At 65.3% G+C, this 24,276-nt stretch carries 29 protein-coding genes; 10 read left to right on the plus strand and 19 right to left on the minus strand.

The window, feature by feature from the left end; translation table 11 throughout:
• Positions 1 to 146 precede the first annotated feature (146 nt).
• The 3 genes from JNK68_03205 to JNK68_03215 all read right to left on the minus strand — a co-directional run bounded on the left by JNK68_03205 (position 147) and on the right by JNK68_03215 (position 2,791).
• On the minus strand, positions 147 to 1,931 hold the full coding sequence (locus tag JNK68_03205) for a DNA primase (GenBank protein ID MBL8539358.1): 1,785 nt from the start codon (positions 1,929 to 1,931) through the stop codon (positions 147 to 149).
• A gap of 136 nt (positions 1,932 to 2,067) precedes the next feature.
• Positions 2,068 to 2,514, minus strand: coding sequence for a GatB/YqeY domain-containing protein (locus JNK68_03210; GenBank protein MBL8539359.1), 447 nt, complete (start codon positions 2,512 to 2,514; stop codon positions 2,068 to 2,070).
• Positions 2,515 to 2,578: 64 nt separating this feature from the next.
• On the minus strand, positions 2,579 to 2,791 hold the full coding sequence (locus JNK68_03215; GenBank protein ID MBL8539360.1) for a 30S ribosomal protein S21: 213 nt from the start codon (positions 2,789 to 2,791) through the stop codon (positions 2,579 to 2,581).
• A 77-nt stretch (positions 2,792 to 2,868) separates the two neighbouring features.
• Between JNK68_03215 and tsaD the strand changes: the two genes are divergently transcribed.
• A complete protein-coding gene (gene tsaD, locus JNK68_03220; GenBank protein ID MBL8539361.1) occupies positions 2,869 to 3,960 on the plus strand; it encodes a tRNA (adenosine(37)-N6)-threonylcarbamoyltransferase complex transferase subunit TsaD in 1,092 nt (363 codons plus the stop codon).
• Positions 3,961 to 3,969: 9 nt separating this feature from the next.
• Here the strand turns inward: tsaD and plsY are convergent, their stop codons facing one another.
• Positions 3,970 to 4,563 (minus strand): glycerol-3-phosphate 1-O-acyltransferase PlsY, encoded by a 594-nt coding sequence (gene plsY, locus JNK68_03225; GenBank protein ID MBL8539362.1) that lies wholly within the window; start codon positions 4,561 to 4,563, stop codon positions 3,970 to 3,972.
• Positions 4,564 to 4,658: 95 nt separating this feature from the next.
• On the opposite strand from plsY, the gene folB reads away from it, so the two are divergent.
• Positions 4,659 to 5,015 (plus strand): dihydroneopterin aldolase, encoded by a 357-nt coding sequence (gene folB / locus JNK68_03230; GenBank protein ID MBL8539363.1) that lies wholly within the window; start codon positions 4,659 to 4,661, stop codon positions 5,013 to 5,015.
• A 17-nt stretch (positions 5,016 to 5,032) separates the two neighbouring features.
• Here the strand turns inward: folB and xerD are convergent, their stop codons facing one another.
• The 7 genes from xerD to ffh form a co-directional block, all read right to left on the minus strand.
• Positions 5,033 to 5,929, minus strand: coding sequence for a site-specific tyrosine recombinase XerD (xerD, locus tag JNK68_03235; GenBank protein ID MBL8539364.1), 897 nt, complete (start codon positions 5,927 to 5,929; stop codon positions 5,033 to 5,035).
• The gene (locus JNK68_03240; GenBank protein MBL8539365.1) at positions 5,916 to 6,377 is read right to left on the minus strand and encodes a methylated-DNA--[protein]-cysteine S-methyltransferase; all 462 of its coding nucleotides are present in this window, start codon (positions 6,375 to 6,377) and stop codon (positions 5,916 to 5,918) included. The genes xerD and JNK68_03240 overlap by 14 nt, the downstream gene beginning before the upstream one ends.
• Positions 6,378 to 6,458: 81 nt before the next feature.
• Positions 6,459 to 6,839: a 50S ribosomal protein L19 gene (rplS, locus tag JNK68_03245; GenBank protein ID MBL8539366.1), complete on the minus strand. Its 381-nt coding sequence runs from the start codon at positions 6,837 to 6,839 to the stop codon at positions 6,459 to 6,461.
• Positions 6,826 to 7,680, minus strand: a complete 855-nt coding sequence (trmD, locus tag JNK68_03250; protein ID MBL8539367.1) for a tRNA (guanosine(37)-N1)-methyltransferase TrmD — start codon at positions 7,678 to 7,680, stop codon at positions 6,826 to 6,828. Before trmD ends, rplS begins: the two co-directional genes overlap by 14 nt.
• Entirely contained in the window at positions 7,634 to 8,122 is a 489-nt protein-coding gene (gene rimM / locus JNK68_03255; protein MBL8539368.1) for a ribosome maturation factor RimM, read from the minus strand. The genes trmD and rimM overlap by 47 nt, the downstream gene beginning before the upstream one ends.
• A 4-nt stretch (positions 8,123 to 8,126) precedes the next feature.
• Positions 8,127 to 8,381 (minus strand): 30S ribosomal protein S16, encoded by a 255-nt coding sequence (gene rpsP / locus JNK68_03260; protein MBL8539369.1) that lies wholly within the window; start codon positions 8,379 to 8,381, stop codon positions 8,127 to 8,129.
• Positions 8,382 to 8,448: 67 nt separating this feature from the next.
• The gene (ffh, locus tag JNK68_03265; GenBank protein ID MBL8539370.1) at positions 8,449 to 9,798 is read right to left on the minus strand and encodes a signal recognition particle protein; all 1,350 of its coding nucleotides are present in this window, start codon (positions 9,796 to 9,798) and stop codon (positions 8,449 to 8,451) included.
• A gap of 118 nt (positions 9,799 to 9,916) precedes the next feature.
• On the opposite strand from ffh, the gene ccsA reads away from it, so the two are divergent.
• The 7 genes from ccsA to JNK68_03300 all read left to right on the plus strand — a co-directional run bounded on the left by ccsA (position 9,917) and on the right by JNK68_03300 (position 16,110).
• Positions 9,917 to 10,753: a cytochrome c biogenesis protein CcsA gene (ccsA, locus tag JNK68_03270; GenBank protein ID MBL8539371.1), complete on the plus strand. Its 837-nt coding sequence runs from the start codon at positions 9,917 to 9,919 to the stop codon at positions 10,751 to 10,753.
• A gap of 24 nt (positions 10,754 to 10,777) precedes the next feature.
• Positions 10,778 to 12,061, plus strand: coding sequence for an HlyC/CorC family transporter (locus tag JNK68_03275; GenBank protein ID MBL8539372.1), 1,284 nt, complete (start codon positions 10,778 to 10,780; stop codon positions 12,059 to 12,061).
• Between the two features lie 177 nt (positions 12,062 to 12,238).
• Complete coding sequence (locus JNK68_03280) at positions 12,239 to 13,474, plus strand: type II secretion system F family protein (GenBank protein MBL8539373.1); 1,236 nt, start codon at positions 12,239 to 12,241, stop codon at positions 13,472 to 13,474.
• 38 nt (positions 13,475 to 13,512) lie between these two features.
• Positions 13,513 to 14,373, plus strand: coding sequence for a prepilin peptidase (locus JNK68_03285; GenBank protein MBL8539374.1), 861 nt, complete (start codon positions 13,513 to 13,515; stop codon positions 14,371 to 14,373).
• A gap of 71 nt (positions 14,374 to 14,444) precedes the next feature.
• A complete protein-coding gene (locus tag JNK68_03290) occupies positions 14,445 to 15,059 on the plus strand; it encodes a dephospho-CoA kinase (protein MBL8539375.1) in 615 nt (204 codons plus the stop codon).
• 90 nt (positions 15,060 to 15,149) lie between these two features.
• Positions 15,150 to 15,905 (plus strand): cell division protein ZapD, encoded by a 756-nt coding sequence (gene zapD, locus JNK68_03295; protein ID MBL8539376.1) that lies wholly within the window; start codon positions 15,150 to 15,152, stop codon positions 15,903 to 15,905.
• Positions 15,817 to 16,110, plus strand: a complete 294-nt coding sequence (locus tag JNK68_03300; GenBank protein ID MBL8539377.1) for a DNA gyrase inhibitor YacG — start codon at positions 15,817 to 15,819, stop codon at positions 16,108 to 16,110. Before zapD ends, JNK68_03300 begins: the two co-directional genes overlap by 89 nt.
• 8 nt (positions 16,111 to 16,118) lie before the next feature.
• Here JNK68_03300 and JNK68_03305 read toward each other — a convergent pair whose 3' ends face one another.
• The 6 genes from JNK68_03305 to JNK68_03330 form a co-directional block, all read right to left on the minus strand.
• Entirely contained in the window at positions 16,119 to 16,523 is a 405-nt protein-coding gene (locus JNK68_03305; GenBank protein MBL8539378.1) for a hypothetical protein, read from the minus strand.
• Positions 16,524 to 16,527: 4 nt separating this feature from the next.
• Positions 16,528 to 17,475, minus strand: a complete 948-nt coding sequence (locus JNK68_03310; protein MBL8539379.1) for a Nudix family hydrolase — start codon at positions 17,473 to 17,475, stop codon at positions 16,528 to 16,530.
• 4 nt (positions 17,476 to 17,479) lie between these two features.
• Positions 17,480 to 18,379 (minus strand): ATP-binding protein, encoded by a 900-nt coding sequence (locus JNK68_03315; GenBank protein MBL8539380.1) that lies wholly within the window; start codon positions 18,377 to 18,379, stop codon positions 17,480 to 17,482.
• Between the two features lie 29 nt (positions 18,380 to 18,408).
• Positions 18,409 to 19,638 carry a bifunctional glutamate N-acetyltransferase/amino-acid acetyltransferase ArgJ gene (gene argJ, locus JNK68_03320; GenBank protein ID MBL8539381.1) on the minus strand — a complete coding sequence of 410 codons (1,230 nt, stop codon included), beginning with the start codon at positions 19,636 to 19,638 and terminating at the stop codon, positions 18,409 to 18,411.
• A gap of 10 nt (positions 19,639 to 19,648) precedes the next feature.
• Complete coding sequence (gene secA, locus JNK68_03325; GenBank protein ID MBL8539382.1) at positions 19,649 to 22,363, minus strand: preprotein translocase subunit SecA; 2,715 nt, start codon at positions 22,361 to 22,363, stop codon at positions 19,649 to 19,651.
• Between the two features lie 61 nt (positions 22,364 to 22,424).
• The gene (locus JNK68_03330) at positions 22,425 to 22,604 is read right to left on the minus strand and encodes a hypothetical protein (protein ID MBL8539383.1); all 180 of its coding nucleotides are present in this window, start codon (positions 22,602 to 22,604) and stop codon (positions 22,425 to 22,427) included.
• Between the two features lie 55 nt (positions 22,605 to 22,659).
• Between JNK68_03330 and JNK68_03335 the strand changes: the two genes are divergently transcribed.
• Positions 22,660 to 23,100 (plus strand): DUF721 domain-containing protein, encoded by a 441-nt coding sequence (locus tag JNK68_03335; GenBank protein ID MBL8539384.1) that lies wholly within the window; start codon positions 22,660 to 22,662, stop codon positions 23,098 to 23,100.
• On the opposite strand, the gene JNK68_03340 is transcribed toward JNK68_03335, so the two are convergent.
• Positions 23,083 to 23,271, minus strand: coding sequence for a hypothetical protein (locus tag JNK68_03340; GenBank protein MBL8539385.1), 189 nt, complete (start codon positions 23,269 to 23,271; stop codon positions 23,083 to 23,085). The genes JNK68_03335 and JNK68_03340 overlap by 18 nt on opposite strands.
• Before the next feature lie 49 nt (positions 23,272 to 23,320).
• Positions 23,321 to 24,235 (minus strand): UDP-3-O-acyl-N-acetylglucosamine deacetylase, encoded by a 915-nt coding sequence (locus tag JNK68_03345; GenBank protein MBL8539386.1) that lies wholly within the window; start codon positions 24,233 to 24,235, stop codon positions 23,321 to 23,323.
• Positions 24,236 to 24,276 lie beyond the last annotated feature (41 nt).

A 24,276-nucleotide genomic window follows, 5' to 3' on the forward strand; every position in this document is an offset into this window, starting at 1 on the left:
GTTCCTTGCCCAGAACGATCAGGTTCTTGAGCCGCATCCGACGTGCTTCCGCGTCATCAGGAAGCTGCGCAGCAGACTTGAGGAGTTCGCGATCCCTGTCCTTGTCTTTGGCCATGTATGCTCGTCCGAAGATGCGAAAAAGCTTGCTAGTATATCACAGGCTTGGAGGTTACGCTTGGACCGCCAGTTGCCGCATAGCGTTCTGCCTGGAGCTTCCGGAGCTCGGACCGTTCGTCCGGGCTCAGGGCCGCCAGACCCTTCTCGCTGAGTTCCCTGCTGCGCGCCTTGAGGCGCAGATCTTTCAGCTTCTGCAGTTCAGCCTCGAAATCCGCCCTTACGTCCAATCCTTCGATTCCCAGTGCCATGATCTCTGCCGAAGCGTCGTTGAGCACGGGTTCGTGCGGGGATCCGCGGAAGAAGTCGCTCACGCTCGCCACCAGAACCCGCTCCGTTATCTGCGGGTTCGCCGCGAGAAAATCAAGCAATGCCGATACCGCCTGCGTATCGGAGTCGCGAGCGCTGACCGCATCACAGCCCACTTCTGCAGCCAGATGCGGAGCAATGAGCAAACAACGCAGCAGTTGCCGCTGGGGTGACACCGGGGCTGGTCGCCGCACCCGTTGCGGTGGCGGGCGCGACGCAGTCGATCGCTTGAGGCCGAGCAGGGCATCGCTCTCCACCGGATCGAGCCCGACCAGTTCCGCTAGGCGCCTCCGGAGCAGGGCTGCAAGCGCCGGTGCGGTGATGCGACTCACCAGCGGCTTCGCGGCCTGCAGCAAGGCCGCACGCCCTTCTGCCGCGGCCAGATCGAGCGGGCCGGCAAGCTCGCGCAGCAGGAAGGCCGACAAGGGGAGGGCGTCGCCGATCAGCGCTTCGAAGTTCTCCCGCCCCGCCTTCCGCACGTAGCTGTCGGGATCCTCTCCCTCGGGCAGGAACGCGAAAGCCACCTCCTTGCCGTCGATGAGTTGTTCGAGGCAATTCTCCAGCGCTCGCCATGCCGCTCGCCGACCCGCCTCATCGCCATCGAAGCAGAACACCAGCCGCCCCGCCTGCTTGAGCAGCTTCTGAACATGATGCGGCGTGGTCGCAGTGCCCAGCGTCGCTACCGCGTCGGCGACTCCCTGCTGTGCCAGGGCCACCACGTCCATGTAGCCTTCGACGACGATCACCCGCCCGGAAGCGCGGATCGCGGCCCGCGCCTGGTACAGCCCGTAGACCTCGCGCCCCTTCTCGAACACGGAGGTTTCCGGCGAATTGAGATACTTCGGTTCGCCCTTGCCGAGCACGCGACCGCCGAAGCCGATGACGTCACCTCGAGTGTTCACGATCGGGAACATGACGCGATCCCGGAACCGGTCGTACCGCTTGCCATCCTCGCCCTGGACGACGAGACCGGCATCGACCAGCGTCTGCGCTCGGTAGTCGGGAAATATCGCTGCGAGGTTCTGCCATCCCGGCGGGGCGAAGCCGAGCCCGAAGCGGGCGGCGATCTCTCCCGTCAACCCGCGCCCCTTGAGGTATGCGACGGCAGCCTCGGAACGTTTGAGTTCACCCTTGTAGAACACGGTGGCTGTCCGCAGCGTCTCGGTGATGCTCTGAGTCGCCGCTACCGCTGAGGATGTGCCCAGGTTATCCGGACGGACCTCGGGGACAGTCATGCCTGCCCTGGCGGCCAGTTCCTCGATGGCCTCGACGAACCCCAACCCCGAGTACTCCATCAGAAAGCCGACGGCGTTGCCGTGCGCGCCGCATCCGAAGCAGTGGTAGAACTGCTTGGCCGGACTGACCGTGAATGACGGACTCTTTTCGCTGTGAAACGGGCAGCACGCCACGAGATTCGCGCCCGCCCGCTTGAGCGGCACATGGGATTCGACCACGTCGACGATATCGAGGCGGTTCAACAGATCCTGGATGAAGGATTGAGGAATCATGGCGCCCCGTCGACGAACAACCCTCGCATTATAGGCTGCTGCCCGCTGCCACTCCGGAATCGCGACGGAAGGCCCGGCACGTCATCAATGTGCTCGGAAGGGTTCGCGGGTCTCGCCAGACTGACACCCTGCCGCGTCAGCCCGCCAACCTCGACTTGACCAGCGCCGAGACTTGGCCCATGTCGGCCCGACCCGCGAGTTTCGCCTTGAGCACTGCCATGACCTTTCCCATGCTTTGCGGACCCGCAGCCCCCGTCTCGGCAATAGCGAGCGTGACGGCCTCATCGACTTCCGCTTGTGACAGTTGCGCCGGCAGATAGCTTTGGAGCAGCGCGACCTCATAGGCTTCGCCGGCGGCGAGATCCTGCCGCCCGCCAGCCTCGAACTGGGCGATGGCGTCCCGCCGCTGCTTGACCATCTTTTCGATGGTCGCCACGACGTCTGTGTCGGCCAACTCGCGTCGCTCGTCCACCTCGCGCTGCTTGATCGCGGCCAACAACAGGCGCAGCGCACCGAGGCGCTGAGCGTCCTTCGCGCGCAGCGCGGACTTCATGTCATCGGTGACACGGGCCTTGAGGGTCATGTGGACACCTCGGGGACGGGAAGAGGTGCGGTGGATCACCCGCACCCGCGATGTGGGACGGGGATCAGTACAGACGCTGGGGAAGCATCTGGCTGCGCAGACGCTTGTAGTGACGCTTGACGGCGGCGGCAAGCTTGCGCTTGCGCTCAGACGTGGGCTTTTCGTAGAACTCGCGAGCACGAAGCTCGGTAAGCAGGCCGGTCTTTTCGATGGTGCGCTTGAAGCGGCGCAAGGCAACCTCGAACGGTTCGTTCTCTTTGACGCGTACGGTGGGCATTGAGCGATTCAGCCTAGGGTTCGTCAGTGGAAAGCCAAGTAATATAGCAGGCTTTCCGCAATTCTTGAAAGACCTTCGTGCCTCCACCGCTTTCTTCCCCGCTCGACCCGACGACGCCGAACCGGCACGCCGGACTCGTCCTCGGTATCGAGACATCCTGCGACGAAACCGGCGCCGCGCTCTTCGATCTGGAGCGTGGGCTCGTCGCGCATACCCTGTTCTCGCAAGTCGACCTGCACGCCGCTTATGGGGGTGTGGTGCCCGAACTCGCCTCGCGCGACCATGTCCGCCGCCTGCTGCCGCTGCTACGCGATGTCCTGCACCGATCGCAGACCGCACCGGACCAGCTGAAGGCGATCGCCTACACCCAAGGCCCCGGTCTGGCAGGTGCGCTTCTGGTGGGCGCCGGCGCCGCGACCGCCCTCGCGTACGCCCTGCGCATCCCCGCGATTCCCGTCCACCATCTCGAGGGCCATCTGCTCTCGCCCCTGCTCGCGCATCCGGCGCCCGCCTTTCCCTTCGTCTGCCTGCTCGTCTCGGGCGGACATACGCAGTTGATGGAAGTGCGCGGGGTTGGCCGCTATCGCCTTCTGGGCGAAACGCTCGACGATGCCGCCGGCGAAGCCTTTGACAAGACGGCCCAGTTGCTGGGACTCGGCTATCCCGGCGGACCGGCGCTCGCGCGCCTGGCAGCGGAGGGGCGCGCCGATCGCTTCGCACTGCCGCGGCCGATGCTCGCGAGCAGCGACCTCGATTTCAGCTTCAGCGGCCTCAAGACCGCGGTAGCCCTGCTCATCCGCCGCGTCCAGCCCGACCAGGCGACGCGCGCGGACGTCGCCGCGAGCTTCCAGGCTGCGATCGTCGACGTGCTGGTCGCCAAGGCGGTTGCCGCTATCGAGTGGACCGGATTGCGTCGCCTCGTCGTGGCTGGCGGGGTCGGCGCGAATCTCGCCCTGCGGGAGCGCCTTGCCGCGGCCTCTCACGCCCGTGGCGCCGATCTCTTTTATCCCCCTCTCGAATTCTGCACCGACAACGGCGCCATGATTGCGCTCGCCGGTGCCCTGCGCCTGACCGCCGCCGCGGCGCATCGTACGCTCGGATTTGCCGTGCGACCGCGCTGGGACCTCGCCAGCGTGCCTCCGACCGAGCATCTCGCGACGGCCGACTGACCCGGCAGGCTAAACGACTCTCCCTTCGGTGCCCTCGATAAGCTTGCGGATGTTGCTGCGATGCCGCCAGAGCAGCAGCGCCGCCATCGCCAGGATGACCACCAGATAACTGCCGGCACCCAGGAAGTACCATCCGGCAACCGGGGCGGCAAGCGCCGCCGCCAGCGCACCCATGGAAGACACGCGCGTCGCGAAGAACGCCACAGCCCACGCCCCCAGCGCTGCGAGACCAACGGGCAGGCTGAAGGCGAACAGAATGCCGCCGGCCGTCGCAACCCCTTTGCCGCCGCGGAAGCGGAAGAAGATCGGATAGAGGTGACCGAGGAACGCCGCAAGACCCGATAGCGGCACCACCTCCGGCGCCGCCCCGACCTGCGGGGCGATGATCCTCGCAAGCCATACGGCGACCACTCCCTTCAGCACGTCTCCCGCCAGGGTGAGCGCGGCTGCGGTCTTCTTTCCGGAGCGCAGGACGTTGGTCGCGCCCGGGTTGCCGGAGCCGTAGCTGCGCGGATCGGGCAGCCTGAAAATCCCGCTCACGATAACGGCAAACGACACGGAGCCGATCAGGTAGGCGAGCACCACGACAACCGCACTGGCCAAGGCTGCTGCTCCCCGGAACGCGGCACTCTGATGGGCAGGGCGACCACCGGTCCGCTCTTGATTACAATCGTGTCTGGATTCTACGACACGGCGCCATGGACATCATCTTCATCGAAGACTTCCGGGTGGAAACCTTGATCGGGATCTACGAGTGGGAGCGCCGCGTCCCGCAGACCATCCAGATCGACATCGAGATTGGCAATCCGGGCAGTCGCGCTGCGGCCACCGACGACATCGTCGATACCATCGATTACGGCGCGGTCGTCAGCCGCATCGAGGAGACGCTCAAGGCGCAACAGTTCCTGCTGCTCGAGCGGCTGGCGGAACACATCGCCGACATCATTCGCGGCGAGTTCAGGTCACCCTGGGTGAAGGTAAGCGTTGCGAAGCTGCAGCTCCTGCGCGGCGTGAAGCGGCTCGGCGTCACCATCGAGCGCGGCTCGCGCACCTGAGCGCTCAGTCGAGCGCTTCAGCCCCGTGGGTGATGCTTTGCGTGCAGCTGCTTCAGGCGCTCGCGCGCGACATGCGTGTAGATCTGCGTGGTCGACACGTCCGCGTGCCCGAGCAGCAGTTGCACGACCCGCAGATCGGCGCCGTGATTCAGGAGATGCGTCGCAAAGGCATGGCGCAGGCTGTGCGGAGAGATTTCCGTCACGATCCCGGCAACCACTGCGTATCGCTTGACGAGCTGCCAGAACATCTGGCGCGTCATGCCGCCGCCTCGTCCTGTGATGAACAGCGCCTCGCTGGCGCGCCCGGCAAGCAGCACGCCCCGCGCTTCGCGCAGGTAACGCTCGAGCCACGCGAGCGCCTCCTCGCCGAGCGGCACCAGGCGCTCCTTGGCGCCCTTGCCCATCACGCGCACCACACCGCTGTCATGGCTCACCTGCCTCAGGCTCAGCCCGACGAGTTCCGACACGCGCAGCCCGCTTGCATAGAGCGTCTCGAGCATGGCGCGGTCGCGCAGCCCCCGCGGCGTATCGAGGTTCGGTGCCTGCAGCAGTCGCTCGACGTCGTCCTCCGTGAGTATCTTGGGGAGACTGCGCGGAAGTTTCGGTGCCTCGATACGCAGCGTCGGGTCGACTTCGATTCGACCCTGGCGCAGCAGATAGGCATAGAAGCGCTTGAGACTCGACAGCAGGCGGCTGGTGGTGCGCGGCTTCGCCTTCCGGGCGAACTTGTACGCGAGATAGTCGAGCAGATCGGCCCGCTGCGCCTCCGGCAGTGCGCGCCCGCTTTGCCGACTCAGCCAGTCGGCGAACTGGGTGAGATCGGCGCGATAGCTCTGCAGCGTGCCGCGTGAGAGGCCGTCCTCCAGCCAGAGGGCATCGCAGAAAAGATCGAGAAGATCGTCACCGGCGCTCATGCTGCAGCAGCCAGCGCTTGACGTCGCGGCCAACGCCGCCGTTCGCGTTCATAAACCCGCCGATGCCGTGGCTGCTGACGACGCGATGGCAGGGAATCACGAGCGGCACGCGATTGGCGCCGCAGGCATTGCCAACGGCGCGCGCACCGGAGCCGATGCGCTCCGCCACCTCGGCATAGGTGCGCGTTTCGCCGCACGGGATCCGCGCTATCTCTTTCCACACTCTGCGCTGAAACGCGGTTCCGCCGGTTGCGATCGGCAGTTCGAAGGGTCGGCTGGCGTCCTCCAGATAGGCGCGCAACTGCCGGCACACTTCAACCGTGAAGGGATCGCCCGGCGCCATTGCGGACGCGTCCAGTGAGAGGAAGTCGATGCCGATCAACACATCGCTTTCCGTGCGTATGCCCAGCACCGCGAATGGCGTTGGCATCCTGGCCCGATACTCCATCGCGAGCACCTCCGCTCAAGACATGGCGCTGCCAAACAAAAAGGGCGGCCGCGGCCGCCCCTCGCGTCGCCGCAGCCGGTGTCACTCGGCTGCCGCCTCCTTGGTGCTCGTCTGGATCTTCTCGCGGATGCGGGCAGACTTGCCGGAGCGACTGCGGAGGTAATACAGCTTGGCGCGGCGCACGTCGCCGCGGCGCTTCACCTCGACGCTTGCAATCAGCGGCGAGTAGGTCTGGAAGGTCCGCTCGACCCCTTCTCCCGAAGATATCTTGCGCACGGTGAACGAGGAGTTCAAGCCCCGGTTGCGCCGTGCAATTACTACCCCTTCGTAGGCCTGGACGCGCTTGCGCTCTCCCTCGACCACGTTCACGCTCACGACCACGGTATCGCCCGGTGCAAAGTCGGGAAGCGACTTGCCGAGACGCTGCACTTCCTCCTGCTCGAGCTGTTCAAGAATGTTCATGTTCCGCTCCTCGATCCGCATGTTCCTTCAAGAATTCTTCCAGCAACGACTGCTCCTCGGCGCTCATGCTGCGCTTGGCCAGCAGGTCCGGCCGCCGCAGATGGGTGCGCCCGATCGACTGCTTGAGCCGCCACCGCCTAATCTCCGCATGGTGACCCGACATCAGCACCGCCGGCACACGGGCCCCCTCGTAGTCTTCGGGCCGCGTGTAGTGCGGACAGTCGAGCAGACCATCGACGAACGAGTCTTCCTGGACGGAGTACGCGTCTCCCACCGCTCCGGGAAGTTGCCGCACCACGCTGTCGATGAGGATCATCGCGGGCAATTCGCCACCCGTCAGCACGTAGTCCCCGACGCTGATCTCCTCGTCCACCTCGCGTTCGATGACGCGCTCGTCCACGCCTTCGTAGCGCCCCGCTACCAACACCAGCCCCTGCCGCGCCGCCAGTTCCAGCACGCCGTCGTGATCCAGCACCCGCCCCTGCGGCGAGAGGTAGATCACCCGGGAATCGGCAATGCCACAGCTCACATGGCGCTGCCTCGCCGACCTGATCGCACACTCCAGCGGCGATGCGAGCATCACCATCCCCGGCCCGCCGCCGAACGGCCTGTCGTCCACCGTCCGGTACGGCCCTTGAGCGAAGTCCCGTGGATTCCACGCGACCAGTTCCCACAGTCCCTTCTCTCTCGCGCGTCCGGTGATGCCGTAGGCGGTCACCGCTTCGAACATCTGCGGGAAGATGCTGACCACGTCCACCCGGAGCACCCGCCTTACCCCCGCTGCCGACACCGTTTCAGTAATCGGCCGCCCAGTCCACCTGCAGCCGTCCGCCGGCCACATCCACCTCGAGAACCACCGGCGCGATGAAGGGGATCAACCGCTCGCACTCGCCGCTCACGACGAGTACATCGTTCGCGCCGGTCTCGATCAGGGACTTCACCGTCCCGAGCACCTCCCCTTCGATGTTCGTCACGGCCAGCCCGATCAAGTCGCTCCAGTAGTACTCGTCCGCCTCGGGTCGGGGCAGCGCAGACCGTGGCACCGCGATCTCCGCGCGCGCCAGTGCCGCAGCCGCATCGCGGTCGTCGCACCCCTGCAGCTTCACCGCGAGCCCCTGACGGTAGGGTTCAACGGATTCCACCGTCCACGGCACCCACGTCGCGTCGCTGCCCAGCCACCACTGCGGATAGTCTGCGAGACCGTCCGCGGCTTCCGTAAACGCCCGCACGCGAAGCCACCCGCGCACGCCATGTGGCGCGGTGACGCGCCCCATCACCACCATGCGTTCAGGACTTGGCGGCGGCACCGTATTGCTTGACGAGACGCTGCACGGTGTCCGAGGGCTTCGCGCCCTGCCCCGTCCAGTATTCGAAGCGCGGTAGATCGATTCTGAGACTCTCGCGACCCTCGGGTGCCTTCGGGTCGTAGAAACCTACGCGCTCGACGAATCGGCCGTCCCGCGCATTGCGGGAATCCGCGACGACGACATTGAAGAAGGGCCGCTTTTTGGCGCCACCCCGTGCGAGCCTGATTACAACCATTTGGGACCGTCCAAATGCCGAAAAGCTTTGAAGTATATTCGCGAACCCCTGACTCTGACAAGAAGACTCAATGCATGCCGGGAAGCATGCCCTTCATGCCGCGCATGAGCTTCGCCATCCCCCCCTTCTGCACCATCTTCATCATCTTCTGCGCCTGCTCGAACTGGTTGAGGAGCCGATTGACCTCCTGCACCGTCACACCTGCACCCGCAGCAATCCGCCGCTTCCGCGAGGCCTTCAGGATCTCCGGCTTGGCGCGCTCCTGCGGGGTCATCGAATTGATGATGCCCTCGATGCGGTTGAATGTCCGGTCATCCACGTTGGCCTGACTCGCGACCTGACCGAACTGCCCGGGAAGCTTGTCGAGAAAGGCACCGACGCCACCCATTTTCCGCATCTGGTTGATCTGCGCCTTGAAGTCCTCCAGGTCGAATCCCTTGCCCGTCTTGAATTTCTTCGCCAGACGCTCCGCTTCGTCGCGGTCGACCTTGCGCTGTGCGTCCTCGATCAGCGTCAGCACGTCCCCCATGCCGAGGATGCGCGATGCCATCCGGTCCGGATGGAACGGCTCGATGCCGCTGAGCTTCTCGCCGACGCCGACGAACTTGAGCGGCTTGCCGGTGACGTGACGCACCGAGAGGGCCGCACCGCCGCGGGCGTCGCCGTCGAGCTTGGTCAGGATCAGTCCGGTGAGCGGCAACGCTTCGGAGAAGGCGCGCGCCGTGTTCACCGCGTCCTGACCCTGCATCGCATCCACGACCAGAAAGGTCTCGACCGGATGCAGCGCGGCGTGCAATGCCTCGATCTCCTGCATCATCTGCGTGTCGATCGTGAGTCGGCCGGCAGTGTCGACGATGACGACGTCGAAGAAGTGCCGCCGCGCGTGCTCGACGGCCTGTTCGGCAATCGCCACCGGCGCAAGCTCCGGCGCAGGTGGAAAGAAGTCGATGGCGAGCTGTTTGCCGAGGGTGGCGAGCTGGTCGATGGCTGCCGGGCGATAGACGTCGCAGCTCACGAGCAGCACCTTTTTCTTCATCTGCTCCTTGAGCAGCCGCGCCAGCTTGCCGGATGTCGTCGTCTTGCCGGAGCCCTGCAGGCCCGCCATCAGCAGCACTGCCGGCGGCACCGCCGCCAGGTTGATCGCATCGTTGTGGTCGCCCATCAGATGCGTCAACTCCTGGTGCACCACCCCGACGAGCGCCTGGCCCGGCGTCAGATTACCGACCACCTCGTGGCCGAGCGCCTTCTCCTTCACCCGCGCCACGAACTCCTTGACCACCGGCAGCGCGACGTCCGCTTCGAGCAGCGCCATGCGCACTTCACGCAGCGCGTCCTGGATGTTTTCCTCGGTAAGGCGGGCCTGGCCCCGCAGGTTCTTGACGACGGCGGACAGTCGCTGGGTGAGACCTTCGAGCATGACGGACGAAACCCTTGAATGGGAAGGAACGGAAGATTGCCGCCTGAATTCTATCCAGAGCGTTTGGTGTAGACTCCTGCTGCGATCGCACACGCGACGCGTCGTGCGGGCGCGCAACATGCCGAGCATCTTACTCCATCTCATCAACGCCTTGCTGTACGCGGGCGGCGGTGCCTATTTCTGGCGCACACGCTGGCGTTTCGCCACGGTGCCGGCGATTTCCACGGAGGTCCGCCAGTCGCCGGGATGGGAGCACGCCGTCATACTCGTGCCGCTCGCCCTTCACGCGTGGCTCCTGTACTCGACGATGTTCAAGGCGGACGGACTCTACCTGGGTGTCGGCACCGCGCTCTCCGCGATTGCTTGGCTGACGATGCTGATCTACTGGCTGGCGAGCCTGTTCTACCGGCAGGAAGGACTGCAGACGCTGATCCTTCCAGTTGCTGCCGTGGCCGTACTGCTGCCGGTGATCTTCCCGGCGCTCAAGCCGCTCGCCCATACCGAGGTGCCCGCATTCAAGTTCCACCTGGTGCTCTCGATGCTCGCCTACAGCCTGTTCACGATCGCATCGCTGCACGTGCTCCTGATGGCGCTGCTCGAGCGTCGCCTGCACGGTGGCGCAGTCAAGCGCGCGCCGCGCTGGATGCCACCGCTGCTTACCATGGAAGCACTGCTCTTTCGCATCATCGGCGCCGGCTTCGTGCTGCTGACGCTGGTGCTGGTAAGCGGCATCTTTTTCTCGGAGGAGGTCTTCGGCAAGCCCCTATCCTTCAGCCACAAGACAATCTTCGCGTTCCTGTCCTGGGGCATCTTCGCCGCGCTGCTGGCAGGTCGAAGCGCTTACGGCTGGCGCGGCCGTGTCGCCGTGCGCTGGACTCTGGCCGGCTTCCTCACTCTCGTGCTCGCCTATCTGGGCAGCAAGTTCGTGCTGGAGATCCTGCTGGGTCGAGGCTAGCGCCTCCCGCTCAGCCGCGAGCGCTTGGACGACATCCCGATATCGGCCCTGCTGATCGCCCTGGCGGTCTGCCTGCTGATCTCGGCTTTCTTTTCGATTGCCGAAACCAGCATGATGGCGCTCAACCGCTATCGGCTTAAGCACCTGGCCGAGCAGGGGCACCGCGGCGCCCGCCTCACCCAGCATCTCCTGTCGCAGGTCGACCGCCTGCTGGGCGTCGTGCTGCTCGGAAACAATCTCGTCAATGCGACCTCGGCGGCGTTGGTCACCGTCATCACCTTCCGTCTGCTCGGCGAGAACGAATGGGCGGTAACCATCGGCACCCTCGCCGTCACGTTTGCGATCCTGGTCTTCAGCGAAGTGACGCCCAAGGTGATCGGCGCCACCTACCCCGAGCACATCGCACTGCCCGCAAGCTTCATCCTGTCGCCGCTGCTCAAACTCACACGGCCGATCGTCTGGTTCGTGAACCTGTTCGTGCGCGCGCTGCTGTGGCTGTTGCGGATCAAGCCGCAGCCCGACACCGCCCATAACCTGAGCCTCGAGGAACTGCGCACCCTGGTCATCGAGTCGGGAAGTTTCTTCCCGCAGAAGCACCGCAGCATCCTGATGAACCTGTTCGATCTCGAAGACATCACGGTGGACGATGTCATGACACCGCGTCGGCGCATCGAGGCAATCGACATCGACGGTTCGCTGGACGAGGCGCAGCGGCAGATCGCCACCAGCTATCACACACGCCTGCCCGCTTACAAGGGCCATCTGGACGAGATCGTCGGCATCATCCACGTACGCAAGCTGATGAACATCCTCAAGAACGGTGAACTCACGCGGGACGGCCTGGAGAAGGTCCTGCGGGACGGCTATTACATCCCCTCCGGCACACCGCTCCTGAGCCAGCTGCAGCGATTCCAGGAAAGCCGCGAGAAGCTCGGTCTGGTGGTCGATGAGTACGGCGAACTGATGGGGCTCGTCACCGTCGAGGACATCCTCGAAGAGATCATCGGCGAATTCACCACCCAGTCTCCCCTGCACGGCGGCAGCTTCAAGGTCCAGGACGACGGCAGCATCCTGGTCGAGGGCAATGCCGCCCTGCGCGATCTCAACCGGAAGCTCGGGCTGGAACTGCCCCTCGATGGTCCCAAGACCGTCAACGGTTTGCTGCTCGAACATCTGCAGGACATCCCGGAACCCGGCACCGGCGTCAAGATCGCAGGCTATCCGATCGAGATCCTGCAGGCGCAGGAACGGGTCATCAAGTCAGTGCGCATCTTTCCCCGTCACCCCGCCCAGGGCGCGGCACATTAATTGCTGCCGCGCTGGTCGGCGGTCTGCAGCCACACGTCGGGCACGCTTCCCGGAGTGCCCCGTCACCACAAGGTCTGCGCGACCTGACATCGATACCTGCCCGCCACAAAACCTTCTCAAGCTTGAATGAATCGCGCGCCGCGGAGCTGACCCGGCGTGTTCATCGGGGGACAAAAAATGGCAACCGCAGCCGCCGCCATTGGCGCCAAGAAGGAAGCTGCCCAGGAACGGACCTTCATCTGGGAAGGCCAGGACCGCACCGGCAAGACGGTCCGCGGCGAAGTGCGCGCGCCCGGCGAGGCGCTGGCCAACGTCATCCTGCGGCGCCAGGGCATTCGCGTCCGCAAGATCAAGCAGCAGCGCCTCGGCCGCGGTCGCAAGGTGAGCGACAAGGACATTACGTTCTTCACGCGCCAGCTCGCCGTGATGATGAAGTCGGGTGTCCCCTTGCTGCAGGCTTTCGACATCGTCGCCAAGGGTCACTCTAACCCCGCCGTGCAACGCATGCTGATGTCGATCAAGCTCGATGTCGAAACCGGCAGCAACCTGGCGCAGGCGTTCGCGAAGTTCCCCCTGCAGTTCGACCCGCTCTACTGCAACCTCGTCCGCGCCGGCGAGGCAGCGGGCATCCTGGACAGCCTGCTGGATCGGCTGGCGACCTACAAGGAAAAGATCCTCGCCATCAAGAGCAAGATCAAGTCGGCCCTGTTCTATCCTGCCGCGGTCATCGCAGTCGCGTTTCTGGTCACGGCCGTGATCATGATCTTCGTGATCCCGGCGTTCAAGCAGGTGTTCAGCAGCTTCGGCGCCGATCTTCCTGCGCCGACACTGATCGTGATCGCCATCTCCGACTACTTCGTGTCGAACTGGTGGTGGATGTTCGGGCTCATCGCCGGTAGCATCTGGTTCTTCTTCTACACGTGGAAGCGTTCGGCAAAGATGCAGGCGTACATGGACCGCCTGATGCTGCGGCTACCGGTGTTCGGAGATGTCATTCGCAAGGCGACGATGGCGCGATGGGCGCGCACTCTCTCGACCATGTTTGCCGCCGGCGTTCCGCTCGTGGAAGCCCTCGACTCGGTGGCCGGAGCCTCGGGCAATTTCGTCTACTACGCGGCGACCAAGCAGATTCAGCAGGAAGTCAGCACGGGTGTCAGCCTGACCCAGTCCATGCAGAACAGCCAGGTCTTTCCGAACATGGTGCTGCAAATGGTGGCAATCGGCGAGGAGGCGGGATCGCTGGACGCGATGCTGGGCAAGATCGCGGACTTCTTCGAGCAGGAAGTGGACGACGCGGTGGAGGCATTGTCGAGCCTGATGGAGCCCATGATCATGGTCATTCTGGGCACGCTCATCGGCGGCATGGTGGTCGCCATGTACCTGCCGATCTTCAAGATGGGTGCGGTCGTCTGATCCGGTAACGGATCGGACTTCGCGCCGCCCAGGCTTCGATGGAAGTCATCGGCGCCTTCAAGGCATCGCCGGAGCTGTTCGCCGGCGCTGCGCTGATTCTCGGACTCCTGATCGGCAGCTTCCTCAACGTCGTCATCCATCGATTGCCGAGGATGATGGAGCGCGAATGGCAGGCGCAGTGCGCCGAACTGCGCGGCGAGAGCCTCGACGAGCAGCCCCCGTACAGCCTCGTCTCGCCGCGCTCGAATTGCCCCGCCTGCGGTCACGTCATCACCCCGCTGCAGAACATGCCGGTCGTGAGCTGGATCGCCCTGCGGGGGCGTTGCGCGGCATGCCGAACCCGCATTTCGGTGCGCTACCCCCTGGTGGAACTCCTCACCGGCGTGCTGAGCGCGTGTGTCGCCTGGCACTTCGGCGCCAGCGCGGCCGCGGCCGGGGCCTTGTGTTTTCTATGGTCGCTCATCGCGTTGGCATTCATCGATCTCGACACGCAGCTTCTGCCCGACAGCATCACCCTGCCCCTGCTTTGGGTCGGGCTTCTGTTCAACCTGTTTGGCACCTTCACCGATCTCCAGTCAGCCGTCGTGGGTGCGATGGGCGGCTATCTCATCCTCTGGACGGTGTACTGGTTGTTCAAGCTCCTCACCGGCAAGGAAGGCATGGGATTCGGGGATTTCAAGCTGCTTGCGGCGATCGGCGCGTGGCTTGGCTGGAAATTGCTGCCGGCAGTCATCCTGCTTTCAGCCGGCGTTGGCGCCGTCATCGGAATTGCCCTCATCCTGTTCGCCCGCCACGGGCGCGGCACTCCCATTCCTTTCGGTCCGTACCTCGCCCTCGGCGGATTCGCGGCTCTGTTGTGGGGCGAACCGCTCACCCGCCTGTACTTTCCCGTCGCCTGACCGGTTCATTCACTGCGCGGGCTTTCTCCGTCTGCATTTCCCGCCGACAATGACGTCCGGGGAAGCCAGAAATGTCCTTCATCGTCGGTCTCACGGGTGGCATCGGCAGCGGCAAGTCCACGGCCGCGCACATGTTCGCCGAACTTGGCGCGGCGGTCGTCGACACCGATGCCATCTCGCACGCGCTCACCGGTCCCGGGGGTGCTGCCATGCCGGCGCTGCGGGAGACCTTCGGCGTCGAGTGCGTACGGCCGGACGGCGGCCTCGACCGCCAGGCGATGCGCGAAGTGGTGTTTCGGGACGCCGCAGCGCGGCGACTTCTGGAAGACATCGTCCACCCCATGATCCGGCTGGAAGCGGAACGACAGGTTGCCACCGCCGCAGCGCCCTACGTGCTGCTGATGGTGCCTCTACTGCTCGAAACCGGGCGCTACGTTTCGCTCCTGCAGCGCATATTGGTCGTGGACTGTGATCCGGAGGTCCAGATCCGCCGCACCATGGAACGCAGTGGCCTCACCCGCGATGCCGTTGCCGCCATCATGGCCGCCCAGCTCGATCGACAAGCGCGCCTCGCCGGCGCGGACGACGTCATCGACAACGGCGGCGATGAGCGCGCGCTCCGCACGCAGGTGGCACGTCTCCACGTCACTTACCTGCAGCTCGCCGAGCAGGCGATGGATCGCTGAAACGCTGGCTTCACACAACGTTTTCGTTTATTTTTGCGCGAACCCATGGATACCCTCGACATTCCTGCCGCCCCGACCGTGCGCACCGCAGTGATCGCGTACGAATACCCGCTGAACGAGCGGATTCGTACGCTTCTTCGCCTCGAGGATCTCGAGCGGCGAGGGCGATACTTTGCAGCGGGGACGGAGCCGTTCGAGCATCATGTCGCGCTCGTCACGCTGTTCGACATGCTCGAGATCACGGCCCGCGCCGATCTCAAGTCCGAACTGCTGCAGGAACTCGATCGCCAGCGCCAGACCCTGGAATCGTTGCGCAGCAACCCCGCCATTGCCCAAGGTGCGCTGGAAGCGATTCTGGTCGACATCGAGCACGCGTACTCACGCATGCTGTCGGTTTCCGGAAAGGTCGGCCAGGAGCTGCGGGAGAACGATTGGCTGATGGGCATCAAGCAGCGCACGGCGATTCCAGGCGGTGCCTGCGCGTTCGATCTGCCGTCCTATCACTACTGGCTCCACCGCGACGCCGAGTCTCGCCACGCCGACCTCAAGGCGTGGATGCAGGTCTTCGACCCGATCTGCGACGGGCTCGCCATCGTGCTGCGACTGTTGCGGGAACAAGGCAAGACCAGCCCGCAGCTCGCGCAGCGCGGCGTGTTTCAACTCATGCTCGGGGGCAAGGTGGCGCAGCTCGTGCGCCTGCGGCTGGATCACGCGTATACCTGCGTGCCCGAGATCAGCGCCAACAAGTACGCACTCAATGTCCGCTTCACGGGGCTCAGTAACGCCGATCGCTCACGCGTCGTGGAAGAGGACATCCCGTTCGAGCTCACGTTCTGCAACCTCTAGCGGCGAGACAAGGGTGCCGGGCCCGGCGAAGCCCAAGGTCGTTGCTTGTCCGCAATGCGGCACGCCCGTCGAATGGAGTTCGGCAAGCCGCTTCCGCCCCTTCTGCTCCGAGCGCTGCAAGCTGATCGATCTGGGTGCCTGGGCGAGCGAGCAGTACCGCGTCGCCGCGCCCGACGAACCGCGCCGTCCAGACGAAAACGAATAGACGGCAACTCAGTTCCCGGTGGAGAAGGGCACCGAAGCCTGCGCGTCGCCCACTCTCAGCGCCAGTAACCAGTCCGCACGTCCCGAGACGCAGACAGGCAACATCACGCTTGTCTGCCAGCGGCCGTCGGCTGTGCGCGTGAGCTGATACCGGTTAGGAAGCATCTCCATGTCAGGCATCGAGAAGTCCGCATCCACGGCGATCGCGCGCGCGGCATTCACCTCGAGCACGAACGGCCGCATGGGTCGCGGCTGCTCCGAGAAGCGAACCACCACCGTTTCCCCCGCGAGATCGAAGCGGCAGCCCGCGACGGGATGTATGCAGTTCACCCGATTTGCGTCGGGTGCATGGCGACCGCATGCGCTCACGAGAACCGCCATGGTGACGACGAGGCGGCGGTAGCGCTTTCGCATCGCATCAGGCGGGCCGATCGCCCGACCACGCGCCGCGCATCATGGAGATGCCGTGCGCGCTGCGTGTCCATGCCGCTGCGAGGTCGTCGGGACCCATGCCCCCCAACGCGAACACCGGCAGCGGATAGTCCGCAATGAGATCGGCAAAACGCTCCCAGCCGAGTGTCGCCATCCCCTCGTGCGTGGGGGTCGGATGCACCGGCCCAAGAACCACGAAGTCGACACCCAGTTCGGCGGCCCGGTCGAGTTCGGCACGATCGTGACAGGACGCCGCACAGAGTTTCGCGTCGGGTCGCTGCCCCAAAGCCTTGAGGCGTGCTGCCGAAAGGTGAACACCGTCGGCGCCGATGGCGTCTGCCACACCCACCTCGCCGTTCACGAGCACTTTCGCACCGGCGGCGTGGCAGCGCCGCGTGACCTCCCGTCCCACGGCTATCAGAACATCCTCATCGAGGTCCTTCTCGCGCAGTTGCACCAGACGCAGCCCTCTTGCCAGCGCCGCGTCGAGGCGCGTGCGGAAATTCGACGGCCCGAGCTGCGCAACGCGACTGATGCCATATACGTGCGGCAGCGCTAGGGCGCGTAGCACCGGCCCGTTGGCAGGCAGCACCGGCGCCACGTCGACGCGGTCGACGCGCTGCCAGGCCACCGCCTGGCCTTCGTGCGGATGCAGTTCACCCGCCCAGGCGAGGACGCGAAAGAAGCGCAGCCGCACGAACGCATGCGGATACCGGAAGCTCAGCGTGATCCATGGATAGGCCGTGCGCACCGCGATGCCGAGTTCCTCGACGAGTTCACGGTCGAGCGCCTGTCGCGGTGTTTCACCCGACTCCACCTTGCCACCGGGAAACTCCCAGTAACCGGCGTAGACCTTTCCCGGGGGGCGCTGCGCGAGCAGGAAACGGCCCGATGCGTCGATCAGGACCGCGGCCGCGACCTCGATCGGTCGCACGTTGTCAGTCGACACGGCCTGGGCTTGCCTGCGCCGTGCGCTTTGCCCGGTGACGCCCGGCCCAGTCCCGCGCAAACTGGAAAGCGACGCGCCCGCTGCGCGAGCCCCGACCCAGCGCCCACTGCAGGGCCTCGCGCTCGAGCCGGTCGGCGTCCTGCACCGCCGCACCGTGCCATTCGACCCAGTAGCGGACGATGTCGAGGTAGTCATCCTGGCGGAAAGGGTGGAACGACACCCACAGACCGAATCGCTCGGAAAGCGAGATCTTCTCCTCCACCGATTCACCCGGATGGATCTCGTCACCCACGCGATGCGCCTCCAAGTTCTCCTGCATGTATTCGGGCATGAGATGGCGGCGATTGGACGTCGCATAGACGACGAGATTGTCCGACGTCGCCGCCAGAGAGCCGTCGAGCACGGCTTTCAGAGCCTGATAGCCCGGCTCCTCGGCGGAGAACGAGAGGTCGTCGCAATAGAGGATGAAGCGCTCCGGCCGGTCGCAGACCAGGTCCACGAGTTCCGGCAGGTCGCCCAGGTCCTGCTTGCCGATTTCGATCACGCGCAGCTTGCGGTGCGCATACTCGTTCAGCAGCGCCTTCACCAGCGACGACTTGCCGGTCCCGCGGGCACCCGTGAGCAGGACGTTGTTGGCAGGGAACCCGGCGACGAACTGGCGCGTGTTGCGCTCGACCAGCGCCTTCTGCGGGTCTATGCCATGCAGATCCGTCAGGCGAATCGTGTGCGGGCGCCGCACCGATTGCAGCGTGCCACCCTGGCGGCCCCGGCGCCAGCGCCAGGCGATCGCTGCACGCCAATCGGGAGCCGTCGCCACCGGCGCATCGAGCAGGATTTCGGCGCGTGCGAGCAGCGCATCCAGGCGCGCGAGAACCGCATCCAGCGACAGCGATCGCTCCGCTGCCTTCACCTTCACGGTCAACTGCGATAGTCCGCGTTGATGCTCACGTAATCGTGCGACAGGTCGCACGTCCAGACCGTGGCACTCGCGTCCCCGCGATGCAGTTCCACTCGCACCGTGATCTCGCTTTGCTGCATCACGCGCTGACCGTCGGCTTCACGGTATGCGGGATTGCGGCCGCCGCCGACCACCACAGCCACTTCGTCCAGAAAGAGGTCGATCTGCGTCTGATCCAGGTCGTCGATGCCGGCCTTGCCGACCGCCGCCAGGATGCGTCCGAGGTTCGGATCGGCAGCAAAGAACGCCGTCTTCACGAGTGGTGAGTGGGCAATGGAGAACGCGATCCGGTCGCACTCGTCGGTCGAGCGCCCGCCCGCGACGTGAACGGTGATGAACTTGGTCGCACCTTCGCCGTCGCGGACGATCGCCTGGGCGAGCGCGCTCGCAACGTCCGTCACTGCATCGGCGAAGGCCTGGAACTCCGGGCTTGCTGCCACCGTAATCTCGGGCATGTCGACGCCACCCGTGGCGACGAGCATGAAGGCATCGTTGGTCGACGTGTCGCCGTCGACCGTGATGCGATTGAACGAACGATGCGTGGCATCGCGCAGCGCGAGTTCCAGCAAAGGCTGCGTCACCCGCGCATCGGTCGCGACGAAGGCGAGCATGGTCGCCATGTCGGGATGGATCATGCCGGCGCCCTTCGCGATGCCGGTGACACTCACGGTGCGGCTGCCGATCGTCACCTGGCGCGACACCGCCTTCGGCAAGGTGTCGGTGGTCATGATCGCCTCGGCGGCAGACGCCCAGTTGTCGGGACGCAGGTCGGCCAGCGCGGCGGGTATGCCGTCCGAGAGGTGACCCACCGGCAGCGGCTCCATGATGACGCCGGTGGAAAAGGGCAGCACCTGCAGGCTCTCGCAATCCATGCGCATGGCGAGCGCGGCACAGCTCTCCCGCGCACGCCACAGGCCGTCCTCGCCGGTCCCGGCGTTGGCGCATCCGGTGTTGACGAGCAGCGCACGAATCTCGTGGCCGCACGCGAGGTGCTCCTTGGCCACGATCACCGGTGCCGCGCAGAAGCGGTTGCGGGTGAACACCCCTGCAACCCGTGCGCCCGGATCCAGCGCCATGACCAGGAGATCCTTGCGATTGGCCTTGCGCATGCCGGCTTCGGCAACGCCCAGGCGGACGCCGGCGATCGGCAGCAGGGCGGCGGGATTCGGAGCAGCGAGATTGACTGGCATGGACGCGCCTTCAGCTCAGTTTGCCGTGGCACTGCTTGTACTTCTTGCCCGAGCCGCACGGACACGGATCGTTGCGGCCGATCTTGTCTCCGGTGCGCACGAACGGCTGCGCTTTCTGCTGCTCGTTCGCCTCCGCCAGCGCCTCGTCGTAATCGGCATGCTGGTAGCGCACATTGTGCAGTTCCGGCGACTGCTCCGCGACCGACTCCACCTCCTCGGCCGTACGCACCTGCACGTTCATGAGGATGCGCGTGACCTCGGTCTTGACCTGCTCGAACATCGCCGAGAAGAGTTCGAAGGCCTCGCGCTTGTACTCCTGCTTCGGGTTCTTCTGCGCATAACCGCGCAGGTGAATGCCCTGCCGCAGATGGTCGAGTGCGGAAAGGTGCTCGCGCCAGTGCGTGTCGAGACTCTGCAGCATCATCGCCCGCTCGTACTGATGCATGGCGGCGCGGTCGACCGGGGCGACCTTCGCTTCGTAGGCCTCGCCCGCCGCCGCGACGATGCGGTTGCGCAACTGCTCCTCGTCGAGGTCGGGTTCCTGCTTGAGCCATTCCTGGACCGGCAGCGCGAGCTTGAGATCGGCCATGAGCGCCTTCTCCAGTGCCGGCACATCCCACTGTTCCTCCAGGCTCTGCGGCGGCACGTACTGGCTCACAGCCGAGTCGACGACCTCGTTGCGCCACTCGGTGAGCGTCTCGGTGACGTCGCTGGATTCCAGCAGCTGATTGCGATCGGCATACACGATGCGGCGCTGCTCGTTCGCAACGTCGTCGTACTCGAGCAGCTGCTTGCGGATGTCGAAATTGCGCGCCTCGACCTTGCGCTGCGCATTCTCGATCGCGCGCGTCACCCACGGATGCTCGATCGGCTCGCCCTCCGGCATCTTGAGCCGCTCCATGATCGCGCCCACGCGGTCCGAGGCGAAGATGCGCAGCAGCGGATCCTCGAGCGAAAGGTAGAAGCGGCTCGAACCCGGGTCGCCCTGACGCCCGGCGCGGCCGCGCAGCTGGTTGTCGACGCGGCGCGACTCGTGGCGCTCGGTGCCGACGATGTGCAGGCCGCCATGGGCGACCACCTGCTCGTGGAGCTGCTGCCACTTCTGGCGGATCTCGGCGATGCGCGCGTCCCTCTTCTCGGGCGGCAGCGATTCGTCGGCGCGCACCTCGGCCACCTCCGGCTCGGGATTGCCGCCGAGGATGATGTCGGTGCCGCGGCCCGCCATGTTGGTGGCGATGGTGACCATCTTCGGACGCCCCGCCTGCGCGATGACGTGCGCTTCGCGCGCATGCTGCTTGGCGTTCAATACCTGGTGCGGCAGCTTCTCCTTTTCCAGGAGACGCGACAGCAGGTCGTTGTTCTCGATCGAGGTCGTGCCCACCAGCACCGGTTGCCCGCGCGCGTAGCAGTCCTTGATGTCGCCGATCACCGCCTGGTGCTTCTCCTTGGCGGTGCGGAACACCTGGTCCATGCGGTCCTCGCGGACCATGTTGCGGTGGGTCGGGATCACCACCGTCTCCAGGTTGTAGATCTGCTGGAACTCGTAGGCCTCGGTGTCTGCGGTGCCGGTCATGCCGGCAAGCTTCTGGTACATCCGGAAGTAATTCTGGAACGTGATCGAGGCGAGCGTCTGGTTCTCCTTCTGGATCTGCACGCCCTCTTTCGCCTCCACCGCCTGGTGCAGCCCGTCCGACCAGCGCCGGCCGGCCATCAGGCGCCCGGTGAACTCGTCCACGATGACGACTTCGCCGTTCTGCACGACGTAGTGCTGATCGCGGAAGAAGAGACTGTGTGCGCGGAGCGACGCGTAGAGGTAATGCATCAGCGTGATGTTCGCGGCGTCGTAGAGACTGCCACCGGGGGCAAGCAGACCGGCTCCCGTCATCAGCTGTTCCGCACGCTCGTGCCCGGCCTCGGTGAGCAGCACCTGATGCGCCTTCTCGTCGACGTGATAGTCGCCCGGACCTTCTTCCTCCTGCTGCCGCGTGAGCTTCGGCACCAGTTCGTTGATGCGGTAATAGAGTTCGGTGTTGTCGTCGGCCTGGCCCGAGATGATCAGCGGCGTGCGCGCCTCGTCGATGAGGATCGAATCGACCTCGTCGACGATGGCGTAGTGCAGCGGACGCTGCACACGTTCCGTCGTCTCGTACACCATGTTGTCGCGCAGGTAGTCGAAGCCGTATTCGTTGTTCGTGCCGTAGGTGATGTCGGCGGCGTACGCCTGCTGCTTCTGGTCGTGCGGCATCTGCGAGAGATTGACGCCGACGGTGAGCCCGAGGAAGCGGTAGATCTTGCCCATCCAGTCCGCGTCGCGGCTGGCGAGGTAGTCGTTCACCGTAATGATGTGTACTCCGTTGCCGGGCAGCGCGTTCAGGTACGCCGGCAGGGTCGCCACCAGGGTCTTGCCTTCACCGGTGCGCATCTCCGCGATCTTGCCCTTGTGCAGGACGATGCCGCCGATCAATTGCACGTCGAAGTGGCGCATGTCGAGCACGCGCTTCGACGCTTCGCGCACCACCGCGAACGCCTCGGGCAGCAGATCGTCGAGCGCAGTGCCGTCGGCCAGCCGCTGCCTGAACTCGACCGTCTTCGCCGCCAGCGCGTCGTCGGAAAGCTGCACCACCTCCGGCTCGAGCGCATTGATACGCCGCACCGTCTGACCGTATTCCTTGATCAATCGCTGGTTGCGGGTGCCAAAGACCTTCTTGAGTACGTTGCCTAGCATTTGGATGCCGAATCGGACCTCGAGATGAATGCAAAAGGGGTGAGGAGCCGCCGTGCGCTCCTCACCCCTTGTCCTGATCCCAGTGCACGCTGCTCGCACCACCTGCGGACTGCACGGGCGCGGCCGGGTACTCCGGCCTGTCGATCGCGCCACACCCCATCGCTGGCGCGGCGCTCTCGCCCGCCTGGCACGCGTGCGCACCGCGCACCGGCAGATTGTCCCTGTGATCGAAGCTCGCCATACTACCACATCATGATTGACGGGGCGGACCGAGCCTCGCACAGACGACAGCACCGATGCGCAAAGTCCAGGAGTACCTCGGCACGGGCGATACCTTGCGCCGGCTCACGCGCGAAGCCGCTCGGCTGGCAGCGCTCGATCGGGCGTATCGCCGCGCCGTCCCCGCCGCGCTGGCGCAGGCGAGCGGGATCGATCACATCGACAGTGCCACGCTGGTCGTATGGGCCGACAGCGGGGCCGTGGGCGCCAAGCTGCGCCAGCTCGCACCGACGCTGCTGGGCCGCCTGCGGGAGCTCGCTCCCGAATGCACGGTGCTGCGCGTGGCGGTGCGCATCTCCGCACGCGGCGCCGGACGCTCCTCGCGCGGGGCGCCGGCGCGGCTGGGAGCCGGGGGTGCCGAGGCCTTGCGGGAGCTCGCGGATGAACTGCCGCCTTCCTCCCTCAGGACCGCGCTCAAGCGGCTTGCGTCGCGCGCTCGTTCAGAGGATGGGCAGTAGCAGTCGTTCGCCGAGCATGAGCAGGCCGATGGCCGCTGCCAGCACCGCACCGAACTTGAGGACCTGCCACGCGAAGCGCAGCCACCGCCAGTCCCAGGTGACGAAGTAGGCGACCACCGCCACGCCGATGATCGCAAGGCCGATCACGGCAATGAAGCGCAGGATCACCATCGGAGACTGACGCGGAAGAGACGGGCGCGCAGAGACCGCGCCCGAGCGCTCAGGCAGCCATCTGAAACTGCTGCTGCAGCGCGAGCGGCGCCTGTACCGCCTCGCCGAAGCTCACGAGTTCCCAGGAATCCTTGTTTTCCAGCAGGTTGCGCAACAGCGCGTTGTTGAGCGCGTGACCCGACTTGTACGCGGTGTAAGACCCGATCACCGGATGGCCCAGCAGATACAGGTCACCGATGGCGTCGAGAATCTTGTGCTTGACGAACTCGTTCGCGTAGCGCAGTCCGTCTGCATTGAGAATGCGGTACTCGTCCATGACGATCGCGTTGTTGAGGCTGCCCCCGAGGGCGAGCCCCTGCGAGCGCATCATCTCGACGTCGGACATGAAGCCGAAGGTGCGCGCGCGGCTCACCTCCTTCACGTACGAGCTGCCGGCGAAATCGATCACGACGTGATTGCCCGCGGAATCGAACGCCGGATGGTTGAAATCGATGCTGAAATCGAGACGGTAGCCCTCGAACGGATCGAAGCGCACGAACTTGTCGCCCTGGCGCACTTCCACCGGACGCAGCACACGCACGAAGCGCTTCGGCGTCGGCTGCGCCTCGATGCCCGCCGACTGGATGAGATAGACGAAGGGCGCGCTGCTGCCGTCGAGGATCGGAATCTCGGGACCGGTCAGATCGACGCGCACGTTGTCCACCCCGAGCCCGGCGAGCGCCGACATGAGATGCTCCACCGTGGAGACCTGCGCCGCGTCCTTGACGAGGCAGGAGGACAGCCTGGTGTCGCCGACCGCGTAGGGATTGGCCTCGATCTCGACGACCGGGTCGAGATCGATGCGCCGGAACACGATGCCCGAATCGGGCGCGGCCGGGCCCAGCACGAGCTTCACCTTCTCGCCGGTATGGAGGCCGACGCCGGTGGCCGTGACTTCGCGCTGCAGGGTCCGCTGCCTGATCATGTGAAAAGTTCGACGTGTGAAAGGCTTGACATTATACCGCA

Source organism: Betaproteobacteria bacterium, assembly GCA_016791345.1.
Taxonomy (GTDB): Bacteria; Pseudomonadota; Gammaproteobacteria; order Burkholderiales; family JAEUMW01; genus JAEUMW01.